The sequence below is a fragment of the Brucella haematophila genome, from assembly GCF_005938105.1.
Lineage (GTDB): Bacteria > Pseudomonadota > Alphaproteobacteria > Rhizobiales > Rhizobiaceae > Brucella > Brucella haematophila.
Map to the genome: position 1 here is coordinate 264606 of NZ_VCPE01000001.1, position 25761 is coordinate 290366.

The following is a 25761-nucleotide window of genomic DNA, read 5'->3' on the forward strand; positions in this document are numbered from 1 at the left end:
AGGCTAACGCTTTCGGCCATGGAAAAGCTCGATCAGACCCAGATTTCGACGGGTGCGGAAGCGGCCATCGCTTCGGCGCTCCGGACCATTAGAACTGAAAACGAAGGCCTCGCCGCGCTTGAAGAAGCGCTTGGCAACGGCTTGTCCGGCCCCTTCACGGAGGCTGTGAATCAGATCATTGCCGCCAAGGGGCGTCTGGTCGTTACCGGCGTCGGCAAGAGCGGCCATATCGGCGCGAAGCTCGCAGCAACTTTTGCCTCGACGGGAACGGCTGCATTCTTCGTTCATTCGGCGGAAGCCAATCACGGCGATCTTGGCATGATCGACCGCGACGATGTGATTCTGGCGATTTCCTGGTCTGGTGAAACGGCAGAGCTGAAGGGCGTCGTCAATTATTCGCAGCGCTTCGGCATTCCGTTGATTGCGATAACCTCACGCGAAGATTCGGCACTCGGTCGCGCGGCCAATATCGCGCTTATACTGCCCAAGACGGCGGAAGCATGTCCGCATGGTCTGGCACCCACGACGTCGACCATGTTGCAGCTTGCCATCGGCGATGCGCTGGCGATAGCGCTTCTGGAAGCTCGCGGCTTTACGCCGAGCGATTTCAAGACTTTCCATCCCGGCGGTTCGCTGGGCGCGAGCCTTATCCATATCCGCGATATCATGCATCGCGGCGACCGCATTCCGCTGGTGCGGGTTGGCACCGCGATGGTGGACGCAATGAAGGTGCTGGCGCAAAAGAGTTTCGGCTGCGTGGTCGTGGTTGATGAAGGCGGCGCATTGGCCGGTATCGTCACAGACGGCGATATTTCGCGCAATCTGCATCGCAGTCTTGCGGAGCTGGCGGTTGATGACATCATGACCCGCAAGCCCAAGACGGTGGACCAGAATATGCTGGCGACTGCCGCACTCAACGCAATCAACGAAAACCATATTGGCGCATTGATCGTGGTCGAGGACAACCGCCCTGTCGGCCTCGTGCATTTCCACGATCTGTTGCGGATTGGGGCTGCCTGATTAAGGGAGTAGGGGAATAAGGCAGTAAGGGAGTATGTTTCAGTTTACTTGAAACGGATGCCGTGCACCCTATTCCCCTATTCCCCTATTCCCCTATTCCCCTATTCCCCTATTCCCCTAAACCGCCACTTCTATCTCCAGCGAAACCGGATCGAAGGCCACGACGCGAACTTCTGTTCCTGCGGGCAGGTCCGGTCCTTTCACACGCCATGTCGTATCGTTGATGCGAATGCGTCCGCGCCCATTGATAATAGGCTCGGTCAGCGTGGTGCGCTGACCGACGAGCTGTTCGCCGCGCCGGTTAAGCAGAGGTTCGTCCAGATTGTCGCTCTTCGAGCCGAAGAAACGGCGACCCGCCAGTGCGAAAACGACAGACAAAACAAGAAAGACAACCAGTTGGAACTGCCAGCCGAAGCCGGTAGCTGATGACAAGAGGAAGGCTAGGCCTCCGGTCACCAGTGCTGCGAGGCCGAACCAGATGAAGAAAATGCCGGGCGCCAGAATTTCCAGAATGAGCAGGACCAGTCCAAGAACCAGCCAGCTATAGATGCCAAGTCCGGACAGAAGTTCGATAATCATGGCGCTCCGTCCTTGCTTTAGCTGCGGTTGGTCGGCGGAACACTACGCGGACGCGACAGACCCGGTGATGGTGGTGTCGGATCGACAGGCTTGTTGCCGTCGCCGAACACTTCCCGCGCGATGGCGCCGATTCCGCCGAGCGAACCGATAAGCGAGCTTGCCTCCAGCGGCATCAGCACGACTTTCTGGTTCTTGGCGCTGGCGATATTGCTAAGCGCTTCGGTGTATTTCTGCGCCACGAAGTAATTGAGTGCCTGCACATTGCCGTTGGAAACGGCATCCGACACCAGTGTCGTGGCCTTGGCTTCGGCCTCGGCCAGACGCTCGCGGGCTTCTGCTTCGCGCTTTGCGGCTTCCAGCTTGCCCTCGGCTTCGAGAATCTGCGACTGCTTCTGGCCTTCGGCGCGCAGAATTTGCGCATTGCGGTCGCCTTCGGCTTCCAGAACCTGTGCGCGCTTATCGCGCTCCGCCTTCATCTGGCGGGCCATCGAGGTGACGATATCTGCCGGCGGATTGATATCCTTGATCTCCACGCGGGTCATTTTGATGCCCCACGGGTGGGCTGCTTCGTCAACCACACGCAGCAGGCGATCGTTGATCGCATCGCGGTTGGAGAGCAATTCGTCGAGGTCCATCGAACCCATGACCGTGCGGATATTGGTCATGGTGAGATTGAGGATCGCATATTGCAGGTTGGCGACTTGATAGGCTGCCTGCGCGGCGTTCAGCACCTGATAGAAGGCAACGCCGTCGACACCGACAATGGCGTTATCGCGGGTGATGACTTCCTGCGTCGGGACATCCAGCACCTGTTCCATCATGTTGAGCCGCGCGCCGATGCGGTCGAAGAACGGGACGATGAGATTCAAGCCCGGATTGAGCGTGCGCGTATAGCGGCCGAAACGTTCCACCGTATAGTTGAAACCCTGCGGCACCGTCTTGATGCCCGCAAAGAGTGTCGCCAGAACCAGCGCAGCCAGAATAAGCAGCGTGATGTCGAAACCTGTCATTGTCTAAACCTCATCCGTTAGGGGAGTAGGTGAGTAGGGGAATAAGGGAGTATGAAAACCTATTCCCTTACTGCCTTAATCCCCTATTCCCTTATATTACACCCATCCCAGCAATTCGCGCCGTACCATCGTTTCGATGACCTTCATGCCTTCTTCACTGTCGTTGAGGCAAGGGATGTGGCTGAAATTCTCGCCGCCGTTTTCATGGAAAAGATGGGCGGCTTCATTACCGATCTCGTCAACCGTTTCCAGGCAGTCCACGACAAATCCCGGATTGAGCACCGCCACGGATTTGACACCCTGTTTCGCCAGATTTTCCACGGTTTCGTCTGTGTAGGGCTGGAGCCATTCCTCCGGTCCGAAGCGGGACTGGAAGGTGGAGCGGAACTGGTTTTCGTCCATACCGAGCCGGATGCGCAGAAGGCGCGAGGTTTCCAGACATTGTTCGCGATAAGGATCGCCCTTGTCGGAATAGCTTTTCGGAATGCCGTGATAGGAAGCGAGGATCACTTCAGGCTTGAAGGACAGCGTTGCGAGATGGCTTTCAATGGAGCGTGCCAGCGCTTCGATATAGACCGGCTCCGTCTCGTAAGACGGAATGGTGCGGCTTGCGGGCATGAAACGCTTTTTCATCAGCGCTTCGAAAAACTTGTCATTCACCGTCGCGGTCGTGGTGGCCGAATATTGCGGGTAGAGCGGGAACACGACTATGCGCTCGCAGCCCTGTTGCAGCAGTCGGTCAGTCACGCTTTCGATGGACGGCTGGCCATAGCGCATCGCCCAGTCCACGACCACGTTAGGAATGTCTGCGAGTGCGGTGCCAAGCTTTTCGCCTTGAGCGCGCGTATAGGTGCGCAGCGGCGATTCATTCTTCTCGCGGTTCCAGATGCGGTCGTACAGCTTGCCGGAACGCTTGGGGCGCGTGTTGAGCACGATGCCATAGAGAATCGGATACCAGAACAGGCGCGACCACTCGATCACGCGGCGGTCGGACAGAAACTCGGCAAGATAGCGCCGCATCGGGGCGTAACTCGTGCCATCCGGCGTCCCCAGATTGACCAGCAGAACCCCGACTTTGGGCAGTTTCGCGTGCGCGGACTGATCTGGGTTCTGGTGTACTGTATCAATCTTGCTCATGAGCCGACTCCTATCCCGCTGGAAAATAGAGCATTTCCAGCAAAAGTGTGAAACGGTTTTACGCGGGAAATGCGTAGTAAGCAAAGGCCAGAAAAAGCGACAAATTACAATCCTGACAATTGCAGACAACAAAAAATTCAAGCGGCGCGAGCATAGCCCGCGCCGCTTGAATTGGAATGGATGTTAGAGCATTTCCAGCAAAGGTGCGTAGCGCCTACGCGGGGAAATCAGTCCACTGGACTGATTTCTGATCCCGCTTCGATGCGTAGGGTAATGCGTAAAAACAAATAGATAGAGCGGTTCCATGATTCCGTTTTAATCGGAACCGCTCTAATGTCGCTTTTAGCTGGTTGCGCGGCGGTTCAGCGAGAAGCGCGAGCCTGCCGAAGAGGTGCAGTTCAGCTGGTTTTGCGAAACCAGAGCGCAATTGACCTTGGACGAGGTGCCACGCACGATCGAGCGCATGTCGATTTCAACGAGCTGCGGCGACTGATAGCGATAGTTGCCTTCTGCCAGCCGTTCGTTGGTGTCGGTGGTGCGGGTTTCGAAAATGCCGCCGTTGAACGACGAAACGATGCCGTTCGGATCGACCCAGCTGCCCTCGATACCGCTTGGTGCGCGGGAGACAGTTGGGACATTGCCGCCGACCGGTCCGGTCGTTTCGCAAGCCGCCAGCACAAGCGACATGACGGCAAGTGGGGCAACGATGCGGAAGCTTTTCATGTCCATTCTCTCTCCAATGGGGATAATGACTTGTGATGAATCGAAATTTACACGAAAACAAGTCCCCAATGTGAGGATTGGCCGCCGGATCTGTTAATTTATTGGTAATGATGCAAAATCGCCGCGCAGATCACCGTGGACAGCGGCGTTACGCCATGAATATTAGCCCAAAAGATATGAGCATCAGGACGATAAGCAGGCTCGCCGACCATTTGGTCGCGCGGCTGATGAAGGTGCTGCGTGCCGGATTATTCTGGATGGCTCCATAAGAGGCGAGGGACTTCGCCGCCTGATAGATGGCCAGATGGACGACCATAGAGACAAGGCCAATCGTCCATCCAATCTGCACAGGCTGGCTTGGATGGCCCGGCACACCCAGAATCCACGGCAGGATCAGCAGCCCGCTGAGCAAAGCCACGAGATCGGGAAAGCGGTTGGCCGCTATGCGCCTTAATTGACCGGACATTCTGGGAAAATCACATCGATTTCATTCGGACGGCTCAGATGCAAAGGCCCGGTCGATGCCGGGCCTTGCTCTGTTTTATCAACGCACCAGAACGTTGCGGAACTGCCATGGGTCTTTGGTGTCGAGGTCTTCATCGAACAGATGTCCGCGACCCTCAAGCGGCGTCCAGTCGGTGTAATAGCCTTTGACGGGTCCGAGATATTGCATCTGGACTTCGAGGCAGCGGCGATAGTCGATCTCGTCGGTTTCCACGATGCCGCTGTTCGGGTTTTCCAGTGCCCAGACCATGCCGGCGAGAACGGCGGAGGAAACCTGCAGACCCGTTGCATTTTGATAGGGCGCGAGCTTGCGTGCTTCTGCGACGGTCAGCTGCGAGCCGTACCAGTAGGCGTTCTTGTCATGACCATAGAGCAGAACGCCCAGCTCGTCCGAGCCGTCGAGGATTTCCGCTTCTTCGAGCACATGTTGGACGGGTTGGGCTTTGCCGCTCGCGCCGAACATTTCGTCCAGCGAGAGAATGGCGTCATTGCTCGGATGATAGGCATAATGGCAGGTCGGACGGTAATCGAGCTTGCCCTTCTTGTCCCGCACCGTGAAGTAATCGGAGATCGAAATCGCTTCATTGTGGGTAACGAGCAGGCCGTATTGCGCGCCAAGCGTCGGGCACCAGGTGCGGATGCGCGTATTGCCACCGGGCTGCTCAAGGAAAATCGCAGCCTTCGTGCCCTTCTTCTGCTTGCGTGCATTTTTCGGCTTCCACTTTTCGTGGCTGCCCCAGCCGAGTTCGGCAGGCTGCAAGCCTTCGGAAATGAAGCCTTCCACGGACCATGTATTCCAGAACGTGTTGAACGGCTTTGGTTCCTTGGCGCGTTGCGTGTCGCGCTCGGCAACATGCACACCCTTCACGCCAGCCTTTTTCATCAGCTTGGCCCAACCGTTACGGTCATCAGCCGCCGGTTCGGTGAAGTCGAGCTTGAGTTCCGTCGCCAGATCGACAAGCGCTTTCTTGACGAACCACGACACCATGCCCGGATTGGCGCCGCAGCATGCGACGGCGGTCGGACCGCCGGGGTGCTTGCGCTTTTCGGCCAGCAGGGTTTCGCGCAGCGCATAATTGGTGCGTGCGGCATTATCCACCTTGGCGTCGAAATAGAAGCCAAGCCACGGCTCAACAACAGTGTCGATATAAAGTGCGCCGTTCTTGCGGCTATAATGCATCAGATCGACTGATCCGGTATCGACCGACAGATTGACGACAAATGCCTGTCCTTCCGCACCTTTAAGGAACGGATCCAGCACTTCCGCGTAATTATCCTTGGTGATCGCCTGCTTGACGAAACGAATGCCCTTGTCGTCGAGGATCTTGCGGTTCTTCTCGCTCGGGTCGATCACGACCATCCGCGATTTGTCGAATTTGAAATGACGTTCTATCAGCGGCAGGGTACCGCGCCCGATCGACCCAAAGCCGATCATGATTACGGGGCCGGTGATCTCGCTATAGACTTGCCATTTCGCTTTCGCCATTTTCTTCCTCTGTGTGAGCCGCTTAAATTTGCGGCGTTTCGTTCTGTTACCGTTCGTCGGCAGGTTTGAAACCGCAACGATAACACAACTTCATACAAAGAAAGAAACGTCACACCCCTATGACATGCAGACGTGTTTAACGCATTTTAGGAATTTAGCCTTCAATCAGCTTGGCGCGGATCATGCCGCGCAGCGAATTTCCGACCAGAATGTTGCGCGCATTTTTGAGATCGTCGACAGAAACAGTGCCTTCCGAGACCACGCCATTCTTCAGAAGCTCGCGGCGCAGAACGCCATCCAGCAGTCCGCAGGATAGAGCAGGCGTCACACAGGTCGTGCCGCCAATATCGAGGAAAAGCGACGTGATGGTGCCTTCGCAGACCTCGTTGCGGTCGTTCAGCAGGATAACCTCGTCCACTTCCGCTGAAGAATATTCTTCGCGGGCGGCGATATAGGCCTGACGGCGCGTCGTCTTGTAACGAAGCAGGTGGTCGTTGTGATCGAGGCGGGTGCGCGCAATCGCTATGCGCCACGTCGTTTGCTGCGGCAGCGGCTCATAACTGTAGGCCACAACATTGGCAACGCCGTCAGGCGCCAGTGTGAGCCGCAGTTTCAGGGCGCGGTCACCGGAACCTGCCTCTTCAATCTGCTGGCGGATGGCGTCCATATTGCAGGAGAAACCAAGCTCGCGCGCAGACTGTTCCAGCCGCGCCAGATGCAATTGCAGACGCAGAACCCCGGACAGAGGCTCCCATCGCATGGTTTCAATTAGCTGATACTCTGGTTCCGCACTGACGGTGTGTGCCCCGTCGCGAACCGTGCTTTCAGAAGGCATTCCTCATACTCCGCTTGCGCCGTGGAATCGAAAACCACGCCGCCCCCGACATTGAAGATTGCACGATTTTCGTCGAGAAGCGAGATCGTGCGGATGGCGACATTGAAGCGCATTCGTCCGCTTGGCTCAATCCAGCCGAGCGAACCGCAGTAAATGTCACGTGGGTTGGGTTCCAGCTTGCGCAGGATTTCCATGGCGCTGATCTTCGGCGCGCCGGTAATCGAACCGCAGGGGAAAAGGGCTGCAAATAGCGACCGCAGGGGAATATCGCTTTTCAGCCTTGCTCGTACCCGACTAATCATTTGGTGTACCGTTGGGTAAGATTCAACCCGGAAAAGCTCAGGCACGTCGAGTGAGCCGACTTCACTGATGAGCGAAATGTCGTTGCGCAGCAGATCGACGATCATGCGGTTTTCCGCCTGGTTCTTGGGATCGTTCATCAGAAAGGTGCGGTTCGCTTCATCTTCCTCGGGCGTCGCTCCACGCGGCATGGTGCCTTTCATAGGGTGGGTCTCGATCCACCCGTCCGCATCCACCTCGAAGAAAAGCTCCGGTGAGCGCGACAGGACAGTCGGGCCGCCGAGATCGCAATAGGTCGCGTAGCGGACCGGCTGGCGTGCGGCAAGCGCGTTGAACAGCACCAGCGGATCGCCGCCCCATTCCGCATGAACCGGAAAGGTCAGATTGCCCTGATAGCAATCGCCTTCGCGCAGGTGCTGATGCAGGCGTTGAAACCGCGCTTCATATTCGGCTGGCGTCCATTCGGCGACAGGATCGCGCAGATAGGTCGCATTATCATTGCCGCGATGATGCAAATCGTCGTCCGATGGACCGTCGAAGACGCCGAAGCACAGAAGGGGTGCTTTGCGCCCCTCCGGCAGAAGGGGCTTCAGCTTTGGCTCAAGAAGATATCCGGCCTCATAGGAAAGATAGCCCGCCAGCCATTTCCCGTCCGCATGGGCGCGCTGCATCACTTCCCATGCATCATCGAATTCACCCGGCTCGTCGGCGCGGATGATGGTCGAGGGAGCCGCGAAAAGCACGTCGCGGCCCGCCTTGTCGTCCCGAAACAGGATCAGCGGTTTGTTACCCGTTCGGGTCACTTTTGCCTCAGTCTTCCATGGCTTCGAGTTCGTCAATGATGCCTTCGATCACCGACAAGCCCTTGCTCCAGAAGTTCGGGTCCGTTGCATCAAGGCCGAACGGCGCCAGCAATTCCGTGTGATGCTTGGTACCGCCCGCTTTCAGCATGTCGAAATATTTCTGCTGAAAGCCCTTTTCGGAATTCTGATAGACGGCATAGAGCGAGTTCACCAGACAATCGCCGAAAGCGTAGGCATAGACATAGAATGGCGAATGGATGAAGTGCGGAATATAGGTCCAGAAGGTCTCATAGCCCGGATTGAGGTGTACTGCGTCGCCGAGGCTTTCGCGCTGCACATCCATCCAGATTTCGCCGATGCGCTCTGACGTCAATTCACCTTCGCGACGCTCGGTGTGGACGCGACGCTCGAACTGGTAGAAGGCGATCTGGCGCACGACCGTATTGATCATGTCTTCGGCCTTCTGGGCCAGCATGGCCTTGCGTTCACGCTTGTCCTTCGTCCGCTCCAGCAGCGAGCGGAAGGTCAGCATTTCACCAAAGACCGAGGCGGTTTCGGCCAGTGTCAGCGGGGTCGACGCCATCAGTGCGCCCTGACCGCCAGCAAGAACCTGATGCACGCCATGGCCAAGCTCATGGGCAAGCGTCATCACGTCGCGCGGCTTGCCCATATAGTTGAGCAGCACATAAGGATGCGCAGATGGCACGGTCGGATGCGCGAAAGCGCCCGGAGCCTTGCCGGGGCGGACTGGTGCATCGATCCAGTTCTTGTCGAAGAAATCCTTGGCAATCGCGGCCATTTCCGGCGCAAAATTGCCATAGGCCGAAAGCACGGTGTCGCGCGCTTCATCCCACGAAATCAGGGCCTGCGGGGTTTCCGGCAACGGTGCATTGCGATCCCAGTTTTCCAGTTTGTCGAGGCCGAGCCACTTGGCCTTCAGCGCATAATAGCGGTGCGAAAGGCGCGGATAGGCGTCTTCGACTGCTTTGGCCAGCGCATCCACAACTTCGCGTTCGACGCGATTTGCGAGGTGGCGGCTGTCGGCAATATCCTGAAAACCGCGCCACCGGTCGGAGATTTCCTTGTCCTTGGCCAGCGTGTTGGTGATCAGCGTGAAAATGCGCAGATTGGCGCCAAATGTCTTGGCCAGCGCTTCCGAAGCCTTCTTGCGGACCGCGCCATCGGCATCCTGAAGCATGTTCAATGTCGGCTCGATGGCCAGTTCCTGACCGTCGACCTCGAAACGCAGGCCCGACATGGTCTCGTCGAACAGGCGGTTCCAAGCGCCGAAGCCGGTGATCGACTTTTCATGGAAAAGCTGTTCCAGCTTGTCGTCCAGCTGATAGGGCTTGTCCTTGCGCAGATCGGTGAGCCACGGACGGTAATGTCCGATTGCCGCATTGGCATCCATGGCCTTGTCGAGAATTGCGTCCTCGATGCGGTTCAGTTCGAGGCTGAAAAAGATGAGATGCGTGCTGGCGTCGGTCAGTTTTTGTTGCACATCGCCAAAAAGCTTCATGCGCTTCGGATCGGTCGTATCGCCGTAATAATAGAGCCCGGCATAGGAGGCGATGCGCCCCAGCAACTCGTCCAGTGCTTCAAACTGCTTGATCGCATCGGCAAAATTGCCGCCGTCAGCTTTCGCTGCTTCTGTGCCGAGCTTACCCTTCCAGCGCTCTTCAAACGAGACCGAATCCTTCATGGCCTTTTCGATATCGGCCTTGAGCTGCGGGCTGTCGGGCGCGGCATAAAGATCGGCCAGGTTCCATTCCGGCAGCTTGCCGAGATCGGTCTTTTCAGCAGCGGCGCTGTCGCCAGACGGGGCCAAAACCGGCGCGTGAAGAACTGCGTTGAACGAAACAGAGTCTGAAAAACGGGTCATAAGCATTCTCCTGTTGGCCTTCTTCTCGCATGTCTGGCCGGGATCGCCAAGAGGCACAATCACGCGATACAACCGGTGTGATGTAAGCGACCAATAAAATGCCAGTAACTTCCGCGATTACTTTTTAGGCGCTTCAAGCAATGAGTGTTTTTTAGCCGAAAATTTTGTGAATGTAGCGTCAGATACTGTTTTAAGGTCTTGCAATTGTTAGCGGTCTGGCTCCAAATAGCGCGCCTGGAGCATCAAACTTTTATTGGTTTTTTGAACTGTTTAATGTGTTCGGGCGCGGGAACTCCACAGGTTGATTAAAGCTTTTAATGGGCACGCGCATTCTCATAGCGGATGATGATCCGATTCACCGACGCAATATTGAGGCGATGGTCCAGCGCATGGGGTATCGCACGATCCTGACCGACGGGGGCAGCGGCGCGCTCAGCTTCGCGACGCAACGCAAGGATATTGCGCTCATCCTGCTCGACATGGCCATGCCGGATATGGATGGGCTGAGTGTTCTCGCCAAGATGCGTGATGCAGGCGTGACAACTCCAGTGATCGTACTTGTCCAGAACGATGGGCTTAACAGGGCCTTGCAGGCCATCAAACTCGGCGCGATCGATTTCGTGACAACGCCTGTCGTGCCTGAGCGCGTTCAGCTTTCCATTTCCAATGTGCTCAAGCTCGATGCACTTGCACATGAGGTGCGCCGCAACCGCTCGCTCAGAACGCATTTTCCGCTCTCCGATATTATTGCCAGAAGCCCGGACATGGAGCGGGCGATGGTTGCCGCAAGGCGCGCTGCCGCGCTGGATGCGCCGCTTCTGCTCGATGGCGAGCCGGGCAGCGGCAAGGAAACGCTGGCTCGCGCCATTTGCAGCGGCGGCGCAAGATGGCGTGAGACATTCATTACGGTCGATTGCCGCACGCTGACATCGGACAATGTGGATCAGATCCTGTTCGGTGCGTCGGAAACTGCGCGTGTACCGGGGCCTGCGCTCGCAGGGCCGGAGGGCGTTTTCGGCAAACTGGTGAGCCCCGATGGCGGCACGCTCTATCTGGATGAAGTCGGCTTCCTGCCGCGTCATGCCCAGATGCGGCTTTATTCGGCGATGCAGACGGGACAATTCGAAGCGGCAGGCGTTCAATACCCATTCAATGCGCGCGTCATGGCTTCCACGACGCAGCCCCTCAATGATCTTGTCCATATGGGGCGGTTTCACCCCGGGCTTGGCCAGTTGCTGGGTTCGTTCACGCTGCCGGTTCCGGCCTTGCGCAACCGACCTGAAGACATTGCGGTCCTGCTGCATCACTTCACGATGCGCTTTGCCAGTGAGGAGCGGCGCGGTCATATCACCGGCGTTGCGCCGCATGTGTTGGAGCGGTTGAAGACCTATGACTGGCCGGGCAATGTGCGCGAGCTGAAGAATGCGGTTTTCCGTGCTGTCCTGCTATGCGAAACACGCGAGCTGACTATGGCGGATTTCGGGGAGCTGGTGAGCAATACAGACAGCTGGACAGGTGCATCCTACACCGGCCCGAGGACAGCAATGCCTGTCGGCGCCGCATCCGGCAAGGTGACGCCCGGCATCATCAGCGGCATGAATGCCGAGGGTGAAGTGCGCACACTTGCTGCTGCCGAAGAAGAGATGATCCGCTTCGCTCTGGCACATTACGATGGGCAAATCAGTGAAGTCGCACGTCGTTTGGGCATCGGAAGGACCACGCTTTACCGGAAGCTGAAGGAATATGGCATTGATGTGACCTCCATCTCCGGCAGGGGATTCGATGACGGTCATGACGGGGATAACACCCCTTTCAGGCGTACCGCAGGATAATGAAATTAGCTTAACTTATTGAATTTTATAAAGTTCTAATCCTCTTTCTTTAGAGGTCAGGTCGACTGTTGCCAATTAAAGACTGTTAATAGTTTTTTTACCATAGCGAAAATAGATGCGCTCCTGTGTCTTTTTTGCCATGGTGTTTCCGCATTTGTTGTTCACTAAGCGTCCATTAACCATTAAATCCGACAATTGGATCAATGGCGGAACGAAGCGGATTTCGTGCGGCGCTCAGAAAAGGTCACTTGGAAAGAGAGCTGCGGGCGAGACGATTTGCAACTGTTGTGACTGACAGTTGCCGCAAGTTTCGGACTTGTAGCCTCTGGGGGCGGACAAAACTTTAAGGCGATACGATTCGATGAACAGCATATCGACCATGAAAGCGCATTTCGCGAATGTCTGGCAAAAAGCCCGGATTGGTGCGAAGGCGCGTCTGTCTCTCTCGTTTTCCCTTGTTGCGGCGGCAATTGCCCTCGTGGGTACCCCAACGCAGGCTTCGGCTGAAACCCGCTCCCTCAAGCTTTATTACGTCCATACCGGCGAAAAGGCGGAAATCGTCTTCAAGAAGAATGGTCGCTATGTGCCCGAAGGGCTGAAGCGTCTCAATGTCTTCCTGCGCGACTGGCGTCGCAATGAGCCGACCAAGATGGACCCGCGCCTGTTCGATCTGGTCTGGCAGGTCTATCAGTCCACCGGCTCGCGCGAATATATCAATGTTGTATCGGCCTATCGCTCTCCGGCGACCAACGCGATGCTGCGTTCCAGCACGCGCGGCGTTGCCAAGAAGAGCCAGCATATGCTGGGCCGCGCGATGGACTATTACATTCCTGGCGTTAATCTGGCCAAGCTGCGCGGCATCGGCATGCGCTACCAGATCGGCGGCGTCGGCTATTATCCGCGCTCCGGCTCGCCTTTCGTGCACATGGATGTCGGCAATGTCCGCTCCTGGCCGCGCATGAGCCGTCGCGAACTGCTGGCATTGTTCCCGGATGGCAAGACCGCTCACCTTCCGGCAGACGGTAAGCCGTTGCCGGGTTATGAGCAGGCTCTGGCCATGATCGAAAAGCGCAAGGCCGGCGGTGGTGGCGATATCATGGTCGCCAGCAATTCCACGTCGACGCGCAAGAGCAAGACGCTGTTTGGCGCGCTCTTTGGCGGCGGCGCTGACGAAGAAGAAGATAATGGCGATGTGGCCGCTCCGGCAACGGCGCGTCCGGCGCGTGCGACGGCTCCGGCCAAGCAGGCTCCAGCCGCGGCACCGGAAGAAGAAGCGCCTACCCAGCCGACCGAAACGATGGTGGCTGCATTGCCGCCGCGTGAAGCGCCGGTTCCGATGCAGGCTCCGCGTCCTGAAACTGGTTTGAATCCGCAATCGCTCGAATCTCAGGCGCAGACAGGCAATGTAGCCGATCAGGGTGCTGCTGTTGTGGCGATGAATGTACCGATTCCGGCCCGCAAGCCTGAAATGACGCCGCAGGATGCCGTGGCGCTTGCGGCTGCCAATCCCGACGCCGCGCAGGTGGCCGATGCTTCTCCGCTCATGAACGGCTTCGTGCCGATCCCGTCAGCACGTCCGCAGCTTGAAGGTGACGATGCGCAGGCACAGCTCGTTGCCTCGGTCATCCCGTCGCAGCGTCCGGAACGCCCGGGTGAACAGCCTGCCGCTTCCGGTCAGGATGCCATAGCTGCGCTGGTCAGCAATCATGAGAACGATGCCGTGGCTGTCGCTGGTGCGGGTTCTTCGCCAACGAATCCTGGTGAGGCGGGCGCTTTGCCGCTGCCGAAGCAGGCCCCGCGCGCCGAGGCCAATACCCAACTCGCAATGTTGTCCAGGAAGGATGAGATCGGTGAACTGATCGCGCCGCCAAGCGACGACTATGACTCCGAGCCGGTCGCCAAAGTGGAGTTGAAGCCAGCTCCGGTTCAGACCGCCGCTCTGGCGCCAGTCGCGGCGCCGGTTGAACCTGCTGTGGCCCGCACCAAGCAGCCAGTCGCAGTTGGCAAGGCCGTTGATACCGGCGTTCGCACCACTGCCAAGGGTGCCCGTCGCGTTGCCAAGGCGTCTGCGGCCAAGCCGCGTGTCGTGGTACAGCCAGCAGCCGTGCACAATGCGGAAATGGCAATGTCGTCGGAATCCATGTCGCAGAAAGCCCCGGTTACCAATCCGGTTCTGCGCAACGATGCAATGCGTACCGCGCCAGCAATGGTCTATACGGCGGGCTTCCAGCAGGGCGACCTGCAAAGCGAACGCGCCAACAAGTTCAGCGGCAATGCTGTGACCTTCCTGACCGTCGCAAAATTCACCGCAACCAATTGATCATCGATAACAGATCAAACAAAAGGGGCCTTGAAGGCCCCTTTTTTAGTGCACATCCCGAAAAGTGTGAAACGGTTATCGGATAAGATGTGGGTAAAAACAAACGGTTAGAGAGCGTTTCGATCTGACTGAAGCAGATCGAAACGCTCTCTAATGGTCAGTTATCGGAGTGTCAGCCTTTCAGGCTGGCGGCATCGCTCGCAAGCTTGGTGATGGCATCCCATTCGCCCGCTTCCACCAGTTCCTTCGGGGCAACCCACGAACCGCCGACGCAAACGACGTTTGGCAGCGAGAGATAGGTTTTCGCATTGGCAAGGCTGATGCCGCCGGTGGGGCAGAAGAATGTTCCGGCCAGCGGAGAGGAGAGCGCCTTCAGGAAAGACGCGCCGCCTGCCTGTTCAGCCGGGAAAAATTTCAGATGTGTGTAGCCTTCCTCACGCAGCGCAAGCATTTCGCTCGGCGTGATGGCGGCTGGCAAAAGCGGGACGTCGCTATCATTGGCCGCGTCGACAATCTGCTTGGTCGCGCCAGGGCTGACGATAAAGCGCGAACCGGCCTTTGCTGCCTGCTCGTACTGCTTGGCGTTGAGGATGGTGCCTGCACCGACAATGGCTTCCGGCACTTCATTTGCGACAGCGCGAATGGCGTCCAGTGCCGCTGTCGTGCGCAAGGTGATCTCGATGGCAGGCAGGCCGCCCTTGGCCAATGCGCGCGCCAGCGGCACGGCATGTTCTACCTTGTCGATCAGCAGAACCGGGATCACCGGCTGGCCTGTCATGACGGGGACGAGAAGATCGGTTTTCTGAGGCATCGGCTCGCTCGGCTGTTGGAGTATTTCGGCGTCTTTTGCGGAATGTGCAACGATTCCGAAAAAATGGACATGCACGGAATGTGATAAATCGATTTAAATGGATGCGGCGAACTTGTCCACAGCCGGGACAAGCTTGTTTTCAGGCCGCAGTCTTGAGTGTGCCAATCTGCTTTAGCCAGCGCTCATAAGCGGCGGCCATGCGCGTATCGTAGTTGTTGCGGGCGTAGGAGGGGCCGTTATAGCGCTTTGCAAAGCCGCGCCAGTCGCAGATGCGCATGACATCTGCCAGTCCCGCCTTCTCGATAAAGCGCAACATCAGCCGCACCTGACCGGCAACCGATCCACGCGCTTCCGCCACCAGTGCATCGACTGAAGCAAAACCGAGCCATTCCCAATGCGCACCCATGACCTGACCCAATCCCCATGAGGTGGATTCCAGTGCGGCCTTTTTGTCGAGACCCATGGCGCGCTCCAGCAGCAGCCAGCGGTCACCTTGCGATTTCGGATTGGCGATCTTGCCTGATTCTGGTGCCGACAGGCCGTTTTTGCGGGCATAATCGCGAATGCGCCCCGAAAGCCTGCGGTCGAAATAGTGCCCTTCAAAGCGGATCGCCGGTTCCTTGTGCCCATCCACATCATAAAGCGCGCGACCGCCGCTTTCCACTTCCGCAACTGCCAGCAAGGCGGCAGGCTCGATTTGGGCCTGTTTTGCCATGGCGGTCATTGCATCGATGGTTTGTCTGTCGAACATGCATTTCTCCTCTTGGATGGTGGTCTTCGAGGGGATTTTCGCTGCATCCGAGGCCCAGAGGATAAAGTAGTCTTGAATTCGCCGTGTCAGGGGATTAGTTGCGGGGTAGATTTTCAAAGAAGACACAACCGATGAGCAATTTGCCTTTTACAGTCGCCGCCCTTTATTGCTTTGCGCCTCTGCCGCAATATGAAAGCCTGCGTGAGCCGCTGGCCCAGCTTTGCTGCGGCAACGGCATCAAGGGGACGCTGCTTCTGGCTGCCGAAGGGATCAACGGAACGGTTGCCGGTTCGCCAGCCGCGATTGAAAAGCTCGTCCAGCATATCACTGCCATTCCGGGCCTCAGCCAGCCTGAGCTGAAATATTCCCATGCAAGCGAAATGCCATTCAATCGCATGAAGGTGCGGCTGAAGCGGGAAATCGTCACCATGGGCGTCGATGGTATCGATCCGCTGAAAAGCGTTGGCACCTATGTTGCCGCGCAGGACTGGAATGCCCTGATTGCCGACGAAAATACGGTCGTTGTCGATACGCGCAACGATTATGAATATGCCATCGGCACTTTCGAGGGCGCGATCGATCCGCAGACGAAGACTTTCCGCGAGTTTCCGGATTGGGTCGAGCAGAACCGAGATAAGCTGGAAGGCAAGAAGATTGCCATGTTCTGCACTGGCGGTATCCGCTGCGAAAAGGCAACAGCTTTTGTGAAAGGCCTTGGCTTTGACGATGTCTTTCATCTCAAGGGCGGAATTCTCAAATATCTCGAAGAGGTTCCGCAGGAAAAAAGCATGTGGAATGGCGAGTGCTTCGTCTTTGACGAGCGCGTTGCCGTTGGCCATGGCCTGACCGAAAGCGATGTGGAGCTTTGCCGCGCCTGCCGTCGCCCGATTACGCCGGAAGACAAGCTCTCGAAGTTCTTCGAGGAAGGCATTTCCTGCGCTGGCTGCTACGATGAGCGCACGCCGGAAGACCGCGCCCGTTTTGCCGAGCGCCAGAAACAGATCGGGCTCGCCAAAGCCCGTGGTCAGCACAAGCATATCGGCAGTTGATCGCACACAAACCGGACCGGCACTATAGTTGTAAATTCGTCAGGCCGTGGCGAAAAGAGTGATTTTAGAGCACCGGAGCGGAGCGTACTTAAAGGTACGTGAGCACCGGAGCGCAGAAAATTGCTCTTTGCAGCCCGCCATCACGAAGAATACACCTATAGTGCTAGCCAAATAAGTTGCACCGCATTAAGGTGGCTTCGATTCTGGAACGATATGAATTCGTTACAGAATTTTGGGCGGCTTTTGCATGGACGCCCGTGCAGTAAGGGTCTGACGGCATCCGGGTCGCGTTTGCCTCCATCACGCCCATCATCGCAAAAAAAGCGCGCCGGTTCGTTCCGGCGGATGATGGTGTTTGTCCGTTCAAGCGGGCAATATGGAGGGTAGTCATGAAAAAACTTATAGCTGCATTTCTTATCACAGTTGCCGCTGGTGCCGCTTCGGTCGCGCATGCCGCCGAAAAGGTCACGGTATTCGCCGCCGCGAGCATGAAGGATGTGATCGAAGAAGCTGCCAAGCAGATCAAGGCCAAGGATGGCACGGAAGTGGTTGCTTCCTTTGCATCTTCGTCGGTGCTGGCCAAGCAGATCGAACAGGGCGCACCGGCCCAGATTTTCATTTCCGCCGATCTGGACTGGATGGATTATGTCGAGAAGGCCAATGCCATCGACAAGGCATCGCGCAAGGTGATCGCAGGCAATGCGCTGGTTATCGCCACGCAGAAGGATACGCCGAAGGCCGATGCCAAGGAGCTGTTGAGCGCTGGCCGTTTCTCCATGGGCGATCCGTCCAACGTACCGGCCGGTAAATACGGCAAGGCGGCGCTGGAGAAGCTCGATATCTGGAAAGACGTCGAGAAGAACGGCGTATTCGCCGAGAATGTGCGTGTTGCCCTGCAATATGTCAGCCGTGGCGAAGTGAAAGCCGCCATCGTCTATGCATCTGACCGCGCTGCCGCGCCGGATCTGGTCGAAGCCTATCGTTTCCCGGCAACCAGCCATGCGCCGATCCTCTATCCGGCTGCTCTCATTGAAAAGAATGAAAGCGATGCCGCGAAGGCCTTCCTTGCATTCCTTGAAAGCGATGCAGGTCAGGCGATCATCAAGGATAAAGGCTTTGTCGGCGCTGCGGAGGCGGGCAAGTGATGATGGAAGCCGGCGTCTGGCCGATTGTCCTGTTGTCACTCCGGGTAGCCGGAATTGCCATCATCTTCGCTCTGCCAGTCGCCTTCCTTGTCGCATGGATTCTTGCCCGGTTTGATTTTCCGGGCAAGTCTCTGGCACAGGCACTTGTGACCATGCCGCTGGTTCTGCCGCCGGTGGTCACAGGCTATCTGCTGTTGATCCTGTTCGGTGCAAGAGGTGCCTTTGGCGCTCCCTTGCAGGAATGGTTCGGCCTGTCCTTTTCCTTCCGGTGGACAGGGGCTGCCCTTGCCGCCGGTGTCATGGCGTTTCCGCTGCTCGTCCGTCCGATCCGCCTGTCGATTGAAGGGCTGGATCGCGGGCTTGAAGAAGCGGCGCGTACATTGGGTGCCAGCCGGTTGGTGGCGTTCTTCACTGTGATCCTGCCGCCGCTTCTGCCCGGGGTTCTGGCCGGGGCTGTGCTTGGCTTTGCCAAGGCGCTCGGTGAGTTCGGCGCGACCATCACCTTCGTTTCCAATATTCCCGGCGAGACGCAAACCCTCTCGCTTGCGATTTATGCTTTGATGCAAACGCCATCGGGCGATGCCGAAGCATTCCGACTGATTGCCATTTCCGCCGCGATTTCCATCATAGCCGTCGTGCTGTCCGAATGGTTGCAGCGCAGGCTTGCCGGAGATGTAAAATGAGCGGGCTTGTTGTTTCCATAAAGGGCCGCAATGGCAAGTTCGCCGTTGAAGCCGATTTTGCAGCGGGCGGTGGTGTAACTGCTCTGTTCGGTCATTCGGGAGCAGGCAAGACCACGCTTTTGAAAATGATTGCCGGAACGCTGCGCCCCGAAAGCGGACGTATTGCCGTTGGCGATTTTGCGCTGTTCGACGCGGATAAGGGCATCAATCTGCCGCCGGAAAAGCGACGCATCGGCTATGTGTTTCAGGAAGCCCGTTTGTTTCCGCATATGAGCGTCAAGCGCAACCTGACCTATGCACGCTGGGCAGGCCACCGGCAGGCCACGCGTAATTTCGACGAGGTGGTGAAGCTTCTCGGCATCGAACCGCTTCTCGACCGTCGTCCACCCACGCTTTCCGGCGGCGAGCGCCAGCGTGTCGCCATCGGTCGTGCACTATTGTCCGATCCGGCGCTGCTGCTGCTCGATGAGCCGCTTTCCTCGCTGGACCATGCGCGCCGACAGGAAATATTGCCCTTTATCGAACGGCTGCGTGACGAAAGCCATGTGCCGATTGTCTATGTCAGCCACGAGATAGACGAAGTGGCGCGGCTTGCTGATGAAATCGTGCTGCTTTCCGGCGGCAAGGTGACGGCAAGCGGCGAAGCGGCGGAGATATTTCCGCGCATCGGGGCAGATCCAGCCATGAGCGGCGAGGGTAGCGGCGTGCTTCTGGAAGGCACGGTCGCATCCTATGACGAGAACTATAAGCTGGCCGAGATCGACCTGGGCGGTGCGTCGTTCCAGTTGACGGATACGGGTCTGAAGCTGGGCATGCATGTGCGCCTGCGTGTGCGGGCGCGGGATGTTTCTCTGGCCCGTGTCGCGCCGGATGCGATCAGCATTCGCAATGTGCTGCCGGTCACGATTACGGGCATCGAGGCAGGTGAAGGCCCCAATGCGCATGTCTCTCTCGACTTTCAGGGGCGGTATCTGGGTGCGCGCCTGACACGTCGTTCGGTGGACGATCTTGGCTTGCGGACAGGCGACCGGGTGGTTGCGCTGGTCAAGGCCGTCTCGGTCGATCGGGCCGCCATTCGAGAAAAATGAAACGGCTACAATAATCTGGTTTGCGCGGCCCGGCTTTTATGCTCCTGTCGTTCCCGAAATGGGAGGCCCTTCCGGGTAATGACATGAGTGATTTGCAGAACTGGACCCCACGTCCAAGGCCGGAACGAAAAGTGCTGGAAGGCCGCTATGTGCGCCTGGAGCCGCTTGATCCGCAAAAGCATGGCGACGAGCTTTTCGCGGCGTCATCGGTGACCGATGCCGACCAGCGTTTCACCTGGTTGTTCGAATTTCCGCCCGCGACCCGCGCCGAGTTCGAGCCTTGGCTGGAGAAGGTTTCGAAAAGCGAAGATCCGCTGTTTTATGCCGTCATCGACAAGGCCAGCGGTAAGGTGGCCGGTCGCCAGACCCTGATGCGCATCGACCCGGTCCATGGTGTGATCGAGATCGGCAATATCTATTGGGGGCCGCTGATTTCGCGCAAGCCGGCAGCGACGGAAGCACAGTTTCTGTTCATGCAATATATCTTCGATGAGCTTGGCTATCGTCGCTATGAGTGGAAGTGCAATAACGACAACGCGCCTTCCAAGCGCGCAGCGGAGCGTTTCGGTTTCACCTTCGAGGGAATTTTCCGCCAGCATATGGTGGCCAAGGGCAAGAACCGCGACACGGCATGGTATTCGATCATCGACAGCGAATGGCCTGCGCTGAAGAAAGCCTATCAGGCATGGCTTGCACCGGAAAACTTTGATAGTGACGGCCAGCAGATAAAAAGGTTTGAGGAGTTCCGCAATCTTGGCTGAACCGCAGAAAAGCCATCCGGCCATCGCCGCCGCCGTCATCCTGATCGGTTTCGGTGTGCTCGCTTATTTCGTGCCGAGCATCATGCTGGCGCTGGGCGCGCGCTCGCATGTGGCAGCAGCGATCTTCGCAGTTGTTTTCGTACTGGGCTTCTTCGTCATTTTCTGGCTTCGCGCGCGCAGTCAGAAAAAGGAACGATAGTCTGCACTAACAACGTTAGTGCAGGTCTTTCGTATAGACGAATTTGGGCATGCTCCAGTTGAAGCGCAGCGCCAGAAGACGCAGAACAAGCCCTGCCGCCATCGCCACGAAGGCGGCGGGGCCTTGCGGGACATTCAGGTAAAGACCGCCAAGATAAATGCCGCCGGTAACGACCGATACGGTCGCGTAGAGTTCCGAACGGAACAGCAGCGGGACATCATTGCACAGCACATCGCGCAGAACACCGCCGACGCAGCCGGTGATCATGCCCGCTGCAATGACGATGATGATCGGCATATTCATGCCAAGTGCAACACCACAGCCAATCACCGTGAACACCACCAGACCGATGGCATCAAGAAAAAGAAACATCTGCCGCAGGCGGTGCATATAGCGCGCGACGAGGATGGTGGCCAAAGCCGCAAAACCTGTGATCACCAGATAGCTTGGATGCTGCACCCATGACAGTGGATGGTGATTGAGCAGAACATCGCGCACCGATCCGCCGCCAAGCGCGGTAACGCAGCCGAGCAGGAAAACACCAATCCAGTCCATCTCGCGGCGTCCCGCAGCCAGCGCCGCGGTCATCGCTTCAGCGACGATGGCGGTGATATAGAGCACGTGAATGAGTTCTTCGCTTTCCGCGCCGCTCATGCGTTGTTCCTAGTCTGATTGCTCAGACGCAGTATTGGCCTCTATCCGGATAAGATTTGATAAACAGGACCGATATTGTTGGATAATCGAGCGTAAGGGTAAGGGCGGATGAAGCTGCTCAGCGGTTGGATTTGTGAATGCTCGCGAAGATATTGGCTGCGAGATAGCTTTCGTCGAAACTGCAAATCTGCATGAGTGCCGTCCGGTTCAGGAACTTCACCTCGTTATTTCGGAATGTCAGCAGATTGTCCTCGCGCAGTTCCCTCAGCATTCGATTGGTGTGGATCGGCGTCAGTCCGAGCGCGTCGGCCAGCTCACTTTGGGTGATGGGGCAATAGAAGCCGTTCTCGTCGCCAGTGCCATTGGCCCGGGCACGATAGCCGAGTTCCAGAAGAAGATGCGCAACACGCGAGATTGAGGCGCGCCTTCCCAGGCTGATCAGGTGCTCCAGCAGGATGGTGCGCTGGCGCGCTGTCATTTCCATGAAGGCCATGGCCAATCGCGCCGATTTCAGCATGTTTTCGACCAGCGTATCGAGATTGATTTCCAGCACCGAGATATCGGTGATGGAAAACAGCGTGTAATAGTTGAAGCCCAATCCCGTGCGGAAACCCAGAAGGTCGCCCTTCATCGGAAAATCGAGAATCTGCCTGTCGCCATTGGGCAGATCGCGATAGATGCAGCACCACCCGCTATTGATGATGAGCACCGAATTCGTCCAGTCACCTTGTCTCGATATGATTGTATGCGGTGAATAGTGTCTGGTCGAAACCGGCATCGATCGCAGAACATTAAGGTCATTTGCCTCGAAGGTCGCATCGATGGGTGGATTCTTGAGAAGATTGAGCAGCGTGTTGTCTTCGTTATTCAGCCCCATCGGCGTTACCCGGTGCATGGTTTGGATATCAGGATGATTGCCCGGCTCATCCTGCACGAAATCGCGTCATATTGGATGACAAGCTTCCGTGAGGGGCAATGATTTGGCAAGGGGGCATTTTCTACCACTAATTGGGTAGAATAGCGGATACACTCTAAACCATATTTCTATTCGCCCGTTAATCTAGGTTAATGACAGCCCGGGGGAGTTCGGCAATAATTTAGGAAAATAAGATATATAAAAGAACTTAGGGCGACTGAATACAATCATAAAATAGAACATCATGTAATCCACATGTTTAATGAAGGTTAGACATGGAGACGGATTGCGTTCTTGAAAAATTCAGAGGGCGTTAAAATGAATATTTCTGCACAGTTCAAGGATAAGGAAGAGAGCCTCAACTCTCGCAACATGTATACGAGCCGCATTGCTGATCAGCGCGACTATACCAAGGAACGGGAACAGTCTCTGGTTGTCATCATAGACAGCCGCGCACTGGATCGCGAGTGTCTGGCGCATGGACTGACCAATAATTGCGCCGATATGGCCATTGCAACTTTCAGTTCATTCGAACAATGGCAACATCAGCGTCGCAGCCGGACCGCATCCGCAGTGCTCTTCAATGTGGGCGGACAGAAAGTATCCGACCCGGCGGTCGGCAATTATCTCAAGTCTCTCGTCGCCGAATGCGCGCCTGCGCCGGTGATCATTCTCGCCGACAAGGAAGAAATATCGCAAGTCGTTCGCGCGCTTGAGCACGGGGTGAAGGGCTATATCCCGACGTCGGTCAATCTCAATGTCTGCATCGAAGCGCTGCGTCTCGCCATGGCGGGCGGCACCTTCGTGCCAGCGAGCAGTGTTCTGGCTCTCCGCCATGCAACGGAGACGGGTGCGCAGCGTATTCAGCCATTGGGCGGCATGTTCACGCAGCGCCAGGCCGAGGTCGTCAATGCATTGCGTCGCGGCAAGGCCAACAAGATCATCGCATATGAGCTGAAGCTCCGCGAAAGCACTGTGAAAGTGCATATTCGGAATATCATGAAGAAGCTCAAGGTCACGAACCGCACGGAAGTCGCCTGCATCATTAACGAGCTGTTCCCTTCGGAAACCTCATTTTCCGAACTGTAAGCAACGTTAAGTCCTAGCTGATCTTCCCGTGAAGGAGCACTGTTGTGATTATCTCCGACGTTTCGTCAGGAAGCGCGCGGCAGCCGGTTGCCGACCTTCTGGATACTGTTAAGCGCAGAAAACTGATGCTGACCGTGCCCGTTCTGGTGGGCATAGGGGTTGGTTGTCTGGGCTACATGAATGCTCCTGTCTCCTATGTTTCGGAGGCGGTGGTTGTTCTGGATATGCGGCGCTTGCAGGCGCTTCCAAGCGAAAGTGCCATTACGCCGCTGCCGCAAGATAGTCCGGTTTTGCGTTCAGAGCTGGATATCATCAATTCGCGGATGATGGCGCGCAAGGTGATCGATATTTTGCAGGCGGACGGCGTCACGGTGCCCCCCGCAGCCACACCGAATAGCGACGCCGCTGCACGTGAGCGGGATCAGATCGATCTTCTGCTTTCGCGGTTGCAGGTTACCAATGACGGCCGGTCCTACACGATTTTCATTTCGTATCGGGCATCCGATCCGGTCTATGCGGCGAAGGTCGCCAATGCGTTCGCGAACGCCTATCTCGACCATCAGGTGGATGTTCAGCAATCGGCGGCCAAGCGCGTCAGCGAGTGGCTGGGTGAAAAGCTTGTCACATTGCGCAACGATCTCGAAACAGCCGAACGGGCTGCGGAAGATTTCAGGCAGAAATCCGGTCTGGCGGGCGATCAGGGGCAGATGACGTTTCAGGCGCAGCGCGTTGCGGCTTTGAATACGGAGATTGTCGCGGCAACCGGGGCTGTGTCTTCGGCAGAGGCTCGATTGCAGACCGCACAGGCGCTGAAAGGAAGCAGCGATGCACCGGCCTTGGCTGAAGTTCTGGCGTCTCCGGCGATCCAGCAATTACGCAATGAAGAGGCGCGTGTTGAGCGCCAGCTTGGTGAATTGCAGACAAATGGCGCCGTGAAGAGCGCCGAGATACCTGTTTTGACGGCAGAGCGCGACGCGCTGCGGCAGCAGATTGTTGGACAGGTTGACCAGATCGTGCAAAGCCTCGGCAATGAAATCCAGATCGCCCGGCAAAGGCGGACCAGTCTTGAGCAAGCGTTGAAGGCCGCAGAAGCTGACCTTGCCAGCGCCAATCAGGCGCAGGTGACGGCGGCACAGCTCGACCGCGAAGCCAATGCCAGCCGCGTTGTCTATGAAAGTTATCTGACGCGATACAAGCAGCTGATCGAGCAGGATGGTATCGCCTCGGCGGAAGCGCAGCTTATTTCCAGTGCAGAACCGGCCATGGCCAAGGCAAGCCCGAAACTGATGAACTGGCTGTTGCTGGGCATCGGTCTGGGTGGGCTTTTCGCCGTTGCCGGTACGATGCTGAAGGAAACCTTCGACCGGATCAGGCCAGCCCAGACCTCATCGCTGGCCTTGCCGGGCATTCCGGCTGCCACCTTGTTGCCCAACACGCCACGCTTGACCGTACCGCTGTTGATCAATGGCGGGCTGGACCCGGCCAGCGCTTTTGGTCGTGCGATCAAGTCTGTGCATGATCGTTTGCGGGTTCTGACGCGGGGGCGTGATTCACTTGCTTTGTCGGTGATTTCGCTATCCGATGCCGATAGCAAAAGCCTTGTGATCACCGCGCTCGCCCAACAGTTTGCCGCGAGCGGTGTATCGATTGCGGTGATCGATGCGACCAACGGCCAGTCAGGCCTTTGTGCGGCTTTCGGTCTGCCCATCGGGGATTTGCAGCCACCCGCTACAGCCAAAAAGTTGAGCGGAGCGGCGCTGATCCACGACCATGGCTCCGGTATCGATATTATCAGACCGCACCAGCCAGCGCTGGAAGGCGACTGGCTGAGTGGGCTCATTGCGCAGTTGCGCGCCGATCACAAGATCATCCTGGTGGATTTACCGCCCTTCAAGGAAGACAAGCGGTCGATTTTGATGTCGCGCGCTACGGATACAGCGCTTCTTGTGGTCAGCGATGACCGGCGCGATTCCAGCGCAACCAATGCGCTGGTGCAGACGCTGGCATCTTTTGGCCGCAAGCCCGCGCTCGCTGTCGTCAGTCAGGCCCCGGCCATCTATGCCGGGCGGGTGACAAGCACGCTGGCAACGGTCCGCGCCCTGTTTTCCGGGCTGTTCAAGCGCCGCAGCCGAACGCCGGATCTGGCGCCGGATCAAAACCAGAGACAGGTTTAGTTTAGGAGGG

At 57.2% G+C, this 25761-nt stretch carries 23 protein-coding genes and 1 pseudogene; 11 read left to right on the forward strand and 13 right to left on the reverse strand.

Features of this window, described 5'->3' with window-relative positions; genetic code table 11:
• Positions 1-18 precede the first annotated feature (18 nt).
• Positions 19-1020, forward strand: coding sequence for a KpsF/GutQ family sugar-phosphate isomerase (locus FGI60_RS01220; protein ID WP_138783570.1), 1002 nt, complete (start codon positions 19-21; stop codon positions 1018-1020).
• A gap of 109 nt (positions 1021-1129) precedes the next feature.
• On the opposite strand, the pseudogene FGI60_RS01225 reads toward FGI60_RS01220, so the two are convergent.
• From FGI60_RS01225 to FGI60_RS01265, 9 genes and pseudogenes are all read right to left on the reverse strand, one after another.
• Positions 1130-1599, reverse strand: a pseudogene (locus tag FGI60_RS01225) (NfeD family protein).
• Positions 1600-1616: 17 nt separating this feature from the next.
• Positions 1617-2609: an SPFH domain-containing protein gene (locus FGI60_RS01230; RefSeq protein WP_078339234.1), complete on the reverse strand. Its 993-nt coding sequence runs from the start codon at positions 2607-2609 to the stop codon at positions 1617-1619.
• 96 nt (positions 2610-2705) lie between these two features.
• The gene (hemH, locus tag FGI60_RS01235) at positions 2706-3746 is read right to left on the reverse strand and encodes a ferrochelatase (protein WP_138783572.1); all 1041 of its coding nucleotides are present in this window, start codon (positions 3744-3746) and stop codon (positions 2706-2708) included.
• 342 nt (positions 3747-4088) lie between these two features.
• On the reverse strand, positions 4089-4469 hold the full coding sequence (gene omp10, locus FGI60_RS01240; RefSeq protein WP_078339259.1) for an outer membrane lipoprotein Omp10: 381 nt from the start codon (positions 4467-4469) through the stop codon (positions 4089-4091).
• A 148-nt stretch (positions 4470-4617) separates the two neighbouring features.
• Complete coding sequence (locus FGI60_RS01245) at positions 4618-4935, reverse strand: hypothetical protein (protein ID WP_138783573.1); 318 nt, start codon at positions 4933-4935, stop codon at positions 4618-4620.
• Between the two features lie 78 nt (positions 4936-5013).
• Positions 5014-6459, reverse strand: a complete 1446-nt coding sequence (locus FGI60_RS01250) for a homospermidine synthase (RefSeq protein ID WP_138783574.1) — start codon at positions 6457-6459, stop codon at positions 5014-5016.
• A gap of 154 nt (positions 6460-6613) precedes the next feature.
• Positions 6614-7294 (reverse strand): aminotransferase class IV family protein, encoded by a 681-nt coding sequence (locus FGI60_RS01255; protein WP_138783575.1) that lies wholly within the window; start codon positions 7292-7294, stop codon positions 6614-6616.
• Positions 7228-8397: an aminodeoxychorismate synthase component I gene (locus FGI60_RS01260; protein WP_138783576.1), complete on the reverse strand. Its 1170-nt coding sequence runs from the start codon at positions 8395-8397 to the stop codon at positions 7228-7230. The genes FGI60_RS01255 and FGI60_RS01260 overlap by 67 nt, the downstream gene beginning before the upstream one ends.
• A gap of 7 nt (positions 8398-8404) precedes the next feature.
• Positions 8405-10279, reverse strand: coding sequence for a M3 family oligoendopeptidase (locus FGI60_RS01265; RefSeq protein WP_171058663.1), 1875 nt, complete (start codon positions 10277-10279; stop codon positions 8405-8407).
• A 317-nt stretch (positions 10280-10596) separates the two neighbouring features.
• On the opposite strand from FGI60_RS01265, the gene FGI60_RS01270 reads away from it, so the two are divergent.
• Together FGI60_RS01270 and FGI60_RS01275 are read left to right on the forward strand one after the other, a co-directional pair.
• Positions 10597-12111, forward strand: coding sequence for a sigma-54-dependent transcriptional regulator (locus tag FGI60_RS01270; protein WP_138783577.1), 1515 nt, complete (start codon positions 10597-10599; stop codon positions 12109-12111).
• A 379-nt stretch (positions 12112-12490) separates the two neighbouring features.
• Complete coding sequence (locus tag FGI60_RS01275; RefSeq protein ID WP_138783578.1) at positions 12491-14431, forward strand: DUF882 domain-containing protein; 1941 nt, start codon at positions 12491-12493, stop codon at positions 14429-14431.
• 172 nt (positions 14432-14603) lie between these two features.
• Here FGI60_RS01275 and FGI60_RS01280 read toward each other — a convergent pair whose 3' ends face one another.
• Both FGI60_RS01280 and FGI60_RS01285 read right to left on the reverse strand, forming a co-directional pair.
• Complete coding sequence (locus tag FGI60_RS01280; protein ID WP_138783579.1) at positions 14604-15242, reverse strand: 2-dehydro-3-deoxy-phosphogluconate aldolase; 639 nt, start codon at positions 15240-15242, stop codon at positions 14604-14606.
• A gap of 139 nt (positions 15243-15381) precedes the next feature.
• Positions 15382-15993 (reverse strand): N-acetylmuramidase family protein, encoded by a 612-nt coding sequence (locus tag FGI60_RS01285; protein WP_138783580.1) that lies wholly within the window; start codon positions 15991-15993, stop codon positions 15382-15384.
• A 131-nt stretch (positions 15994-16124) separates the two neighbouring features.
• Here FGI60_RS01285 and trhO point away from each other — a divergent pair, with 131 nt between their 5' ends.
• The 6 genes from trhO (at position 16125) to FGI60_RS01315 (ending at position 20918) form a co-directional block, all read left to right on the forward strand.
• Positions 16125-17042 carry an oxygen-dependent tRNA uridine(34) hydroxylase TrhO gene (gene trhO / locus FGI60_RS01290; protein WP_138783581.1) on the forward strand — a complete coding sequence of 306 codons (918 nt, stop codon included), beginning with the start codon at positions 16125-16127 and terminating at the stop codon, positions 17040-17042.
• A gap of 389 nt (positions 17043-17431) precedes the next feature.
• On the forward strand, positions 17432-18187 hold the full coding sequence (gene modA / locus FGI60_RS01295; RefSeq protein WP_138783582.1) for a molybdate ABC transporter substrate-binding protein: 756 nt from the start codon (positions 17432-17434) through the stop codon (positions 18185-18187).
• A complete protein-coding gene (modB, locus tag FGI60_RS01300; protein ID WP_138783843.1) occupies positions 18187-18870 on the forward strand; it encodes a molybdate ABC transporter permease subunit in 684 nt (227 codons plus the stop codon). Before modA ends, modB begins: the two co-directional genes overlap by 1 nt.
• A complete protein-coding gene (gene modC, locus FGI60_RS01305; RefSeq protein WP_138783583.1) occupies positions 18867-19958 on the forward strand; it encodes a molybdenum ABC transporter ATP-binding protein in 1092 nt (363 codons plus the stop codon). Before modB ends, modC begins: the two co-directional genes overlap by 4 nt.
• An 83-nt stretch (positions 19959-20041) precedes the next feature.
• Positions 20042-20719 carry a GNAT family N-acetyltransferase gene (locus FGI60_RS01310; RefSeq protein ID WP_138783584.1) on the forward strand — a complete coding sequence of 226 codons (678 nt, stop codon included), beginning with the start codon at positions 20042-20044 and terminating at the stop codon, positions 20717-20719.
• The gene (locus FGI60_RS01315) at positions 20712-20918 is read left to right on the forward strand and encodes a hypothetical protein (RefSeq protein WP_078339220.1); all 207 of its coding nucleotides are present in this window, start codon (positions 20712-20714) and stop codon (positions 20916-20918) included. The genes FGI60_RS01310 and FGI60_RS01315 overlap by 8 nt, the downstream gene beginning before the upstream one ends.
• 15 nt (positions 20919-20933) lie before the next feature.
• Here the strand turns inward: FGI60_RS01315 and FGI60_RS01320 are convergent, their stop codons facing one another.
• Both FGI60_RS01320 and FGI60_RS01325 read right to left on the reverse strand, forming a co-directional pair.
• Positions 20934-21572 (reverse strand): trimeric intracellular cation channel family protein, encoded by a 639-nt coding sequence (locus FGI60_RS01320; RefSeq protein ID WP_138783585.1) that lies wholly within the window; start codon positions 21570-21572, stop codon positions 20934-20936.
• A gap of 118 nt (positions 21573-21690) precedes the next feature.
• A complete protein-coding gene (locus FGI60_RS01325) occupies positions 21691-22449 on the reverse strand; it encodes a Crp/Fnr family transcriptional regulator (protein WP_138783586.1) in 759 nt (252 codons plus the stop codon).
• A 357-nt stretch (positions 22450-22806) separates the two neighbouring features.
• Here FGI60_RS01325 and FGI60_RS01330 point away from each other — a divergent pair, with 357 nt between their 5' ends.
• Positions 22807-23577 (forward strand): response regulator transcription factor, encoded by a 771-nt coding sequence (locus FGI60_RS01330; protein ID WP_138783587.1) that lies wholly within the window; start codon positions 22807-22809, stop codon positions 23575-23577.
• 44 nt (positions 23578-23621) lie between these two features.
• Positions 23622-25751: a GumC family protein gene (locus FGI60_RS01335; RefSeq protein WP_138783588.1), complete on the forward strand. Its 2130-nt coding sequence runs from the start codon at positions 23622-23624 to the stop codon at positions 25749-25751.
• The last annotated feature ends 10 nt before the right edge of the window (positions 25752-25761 follow it).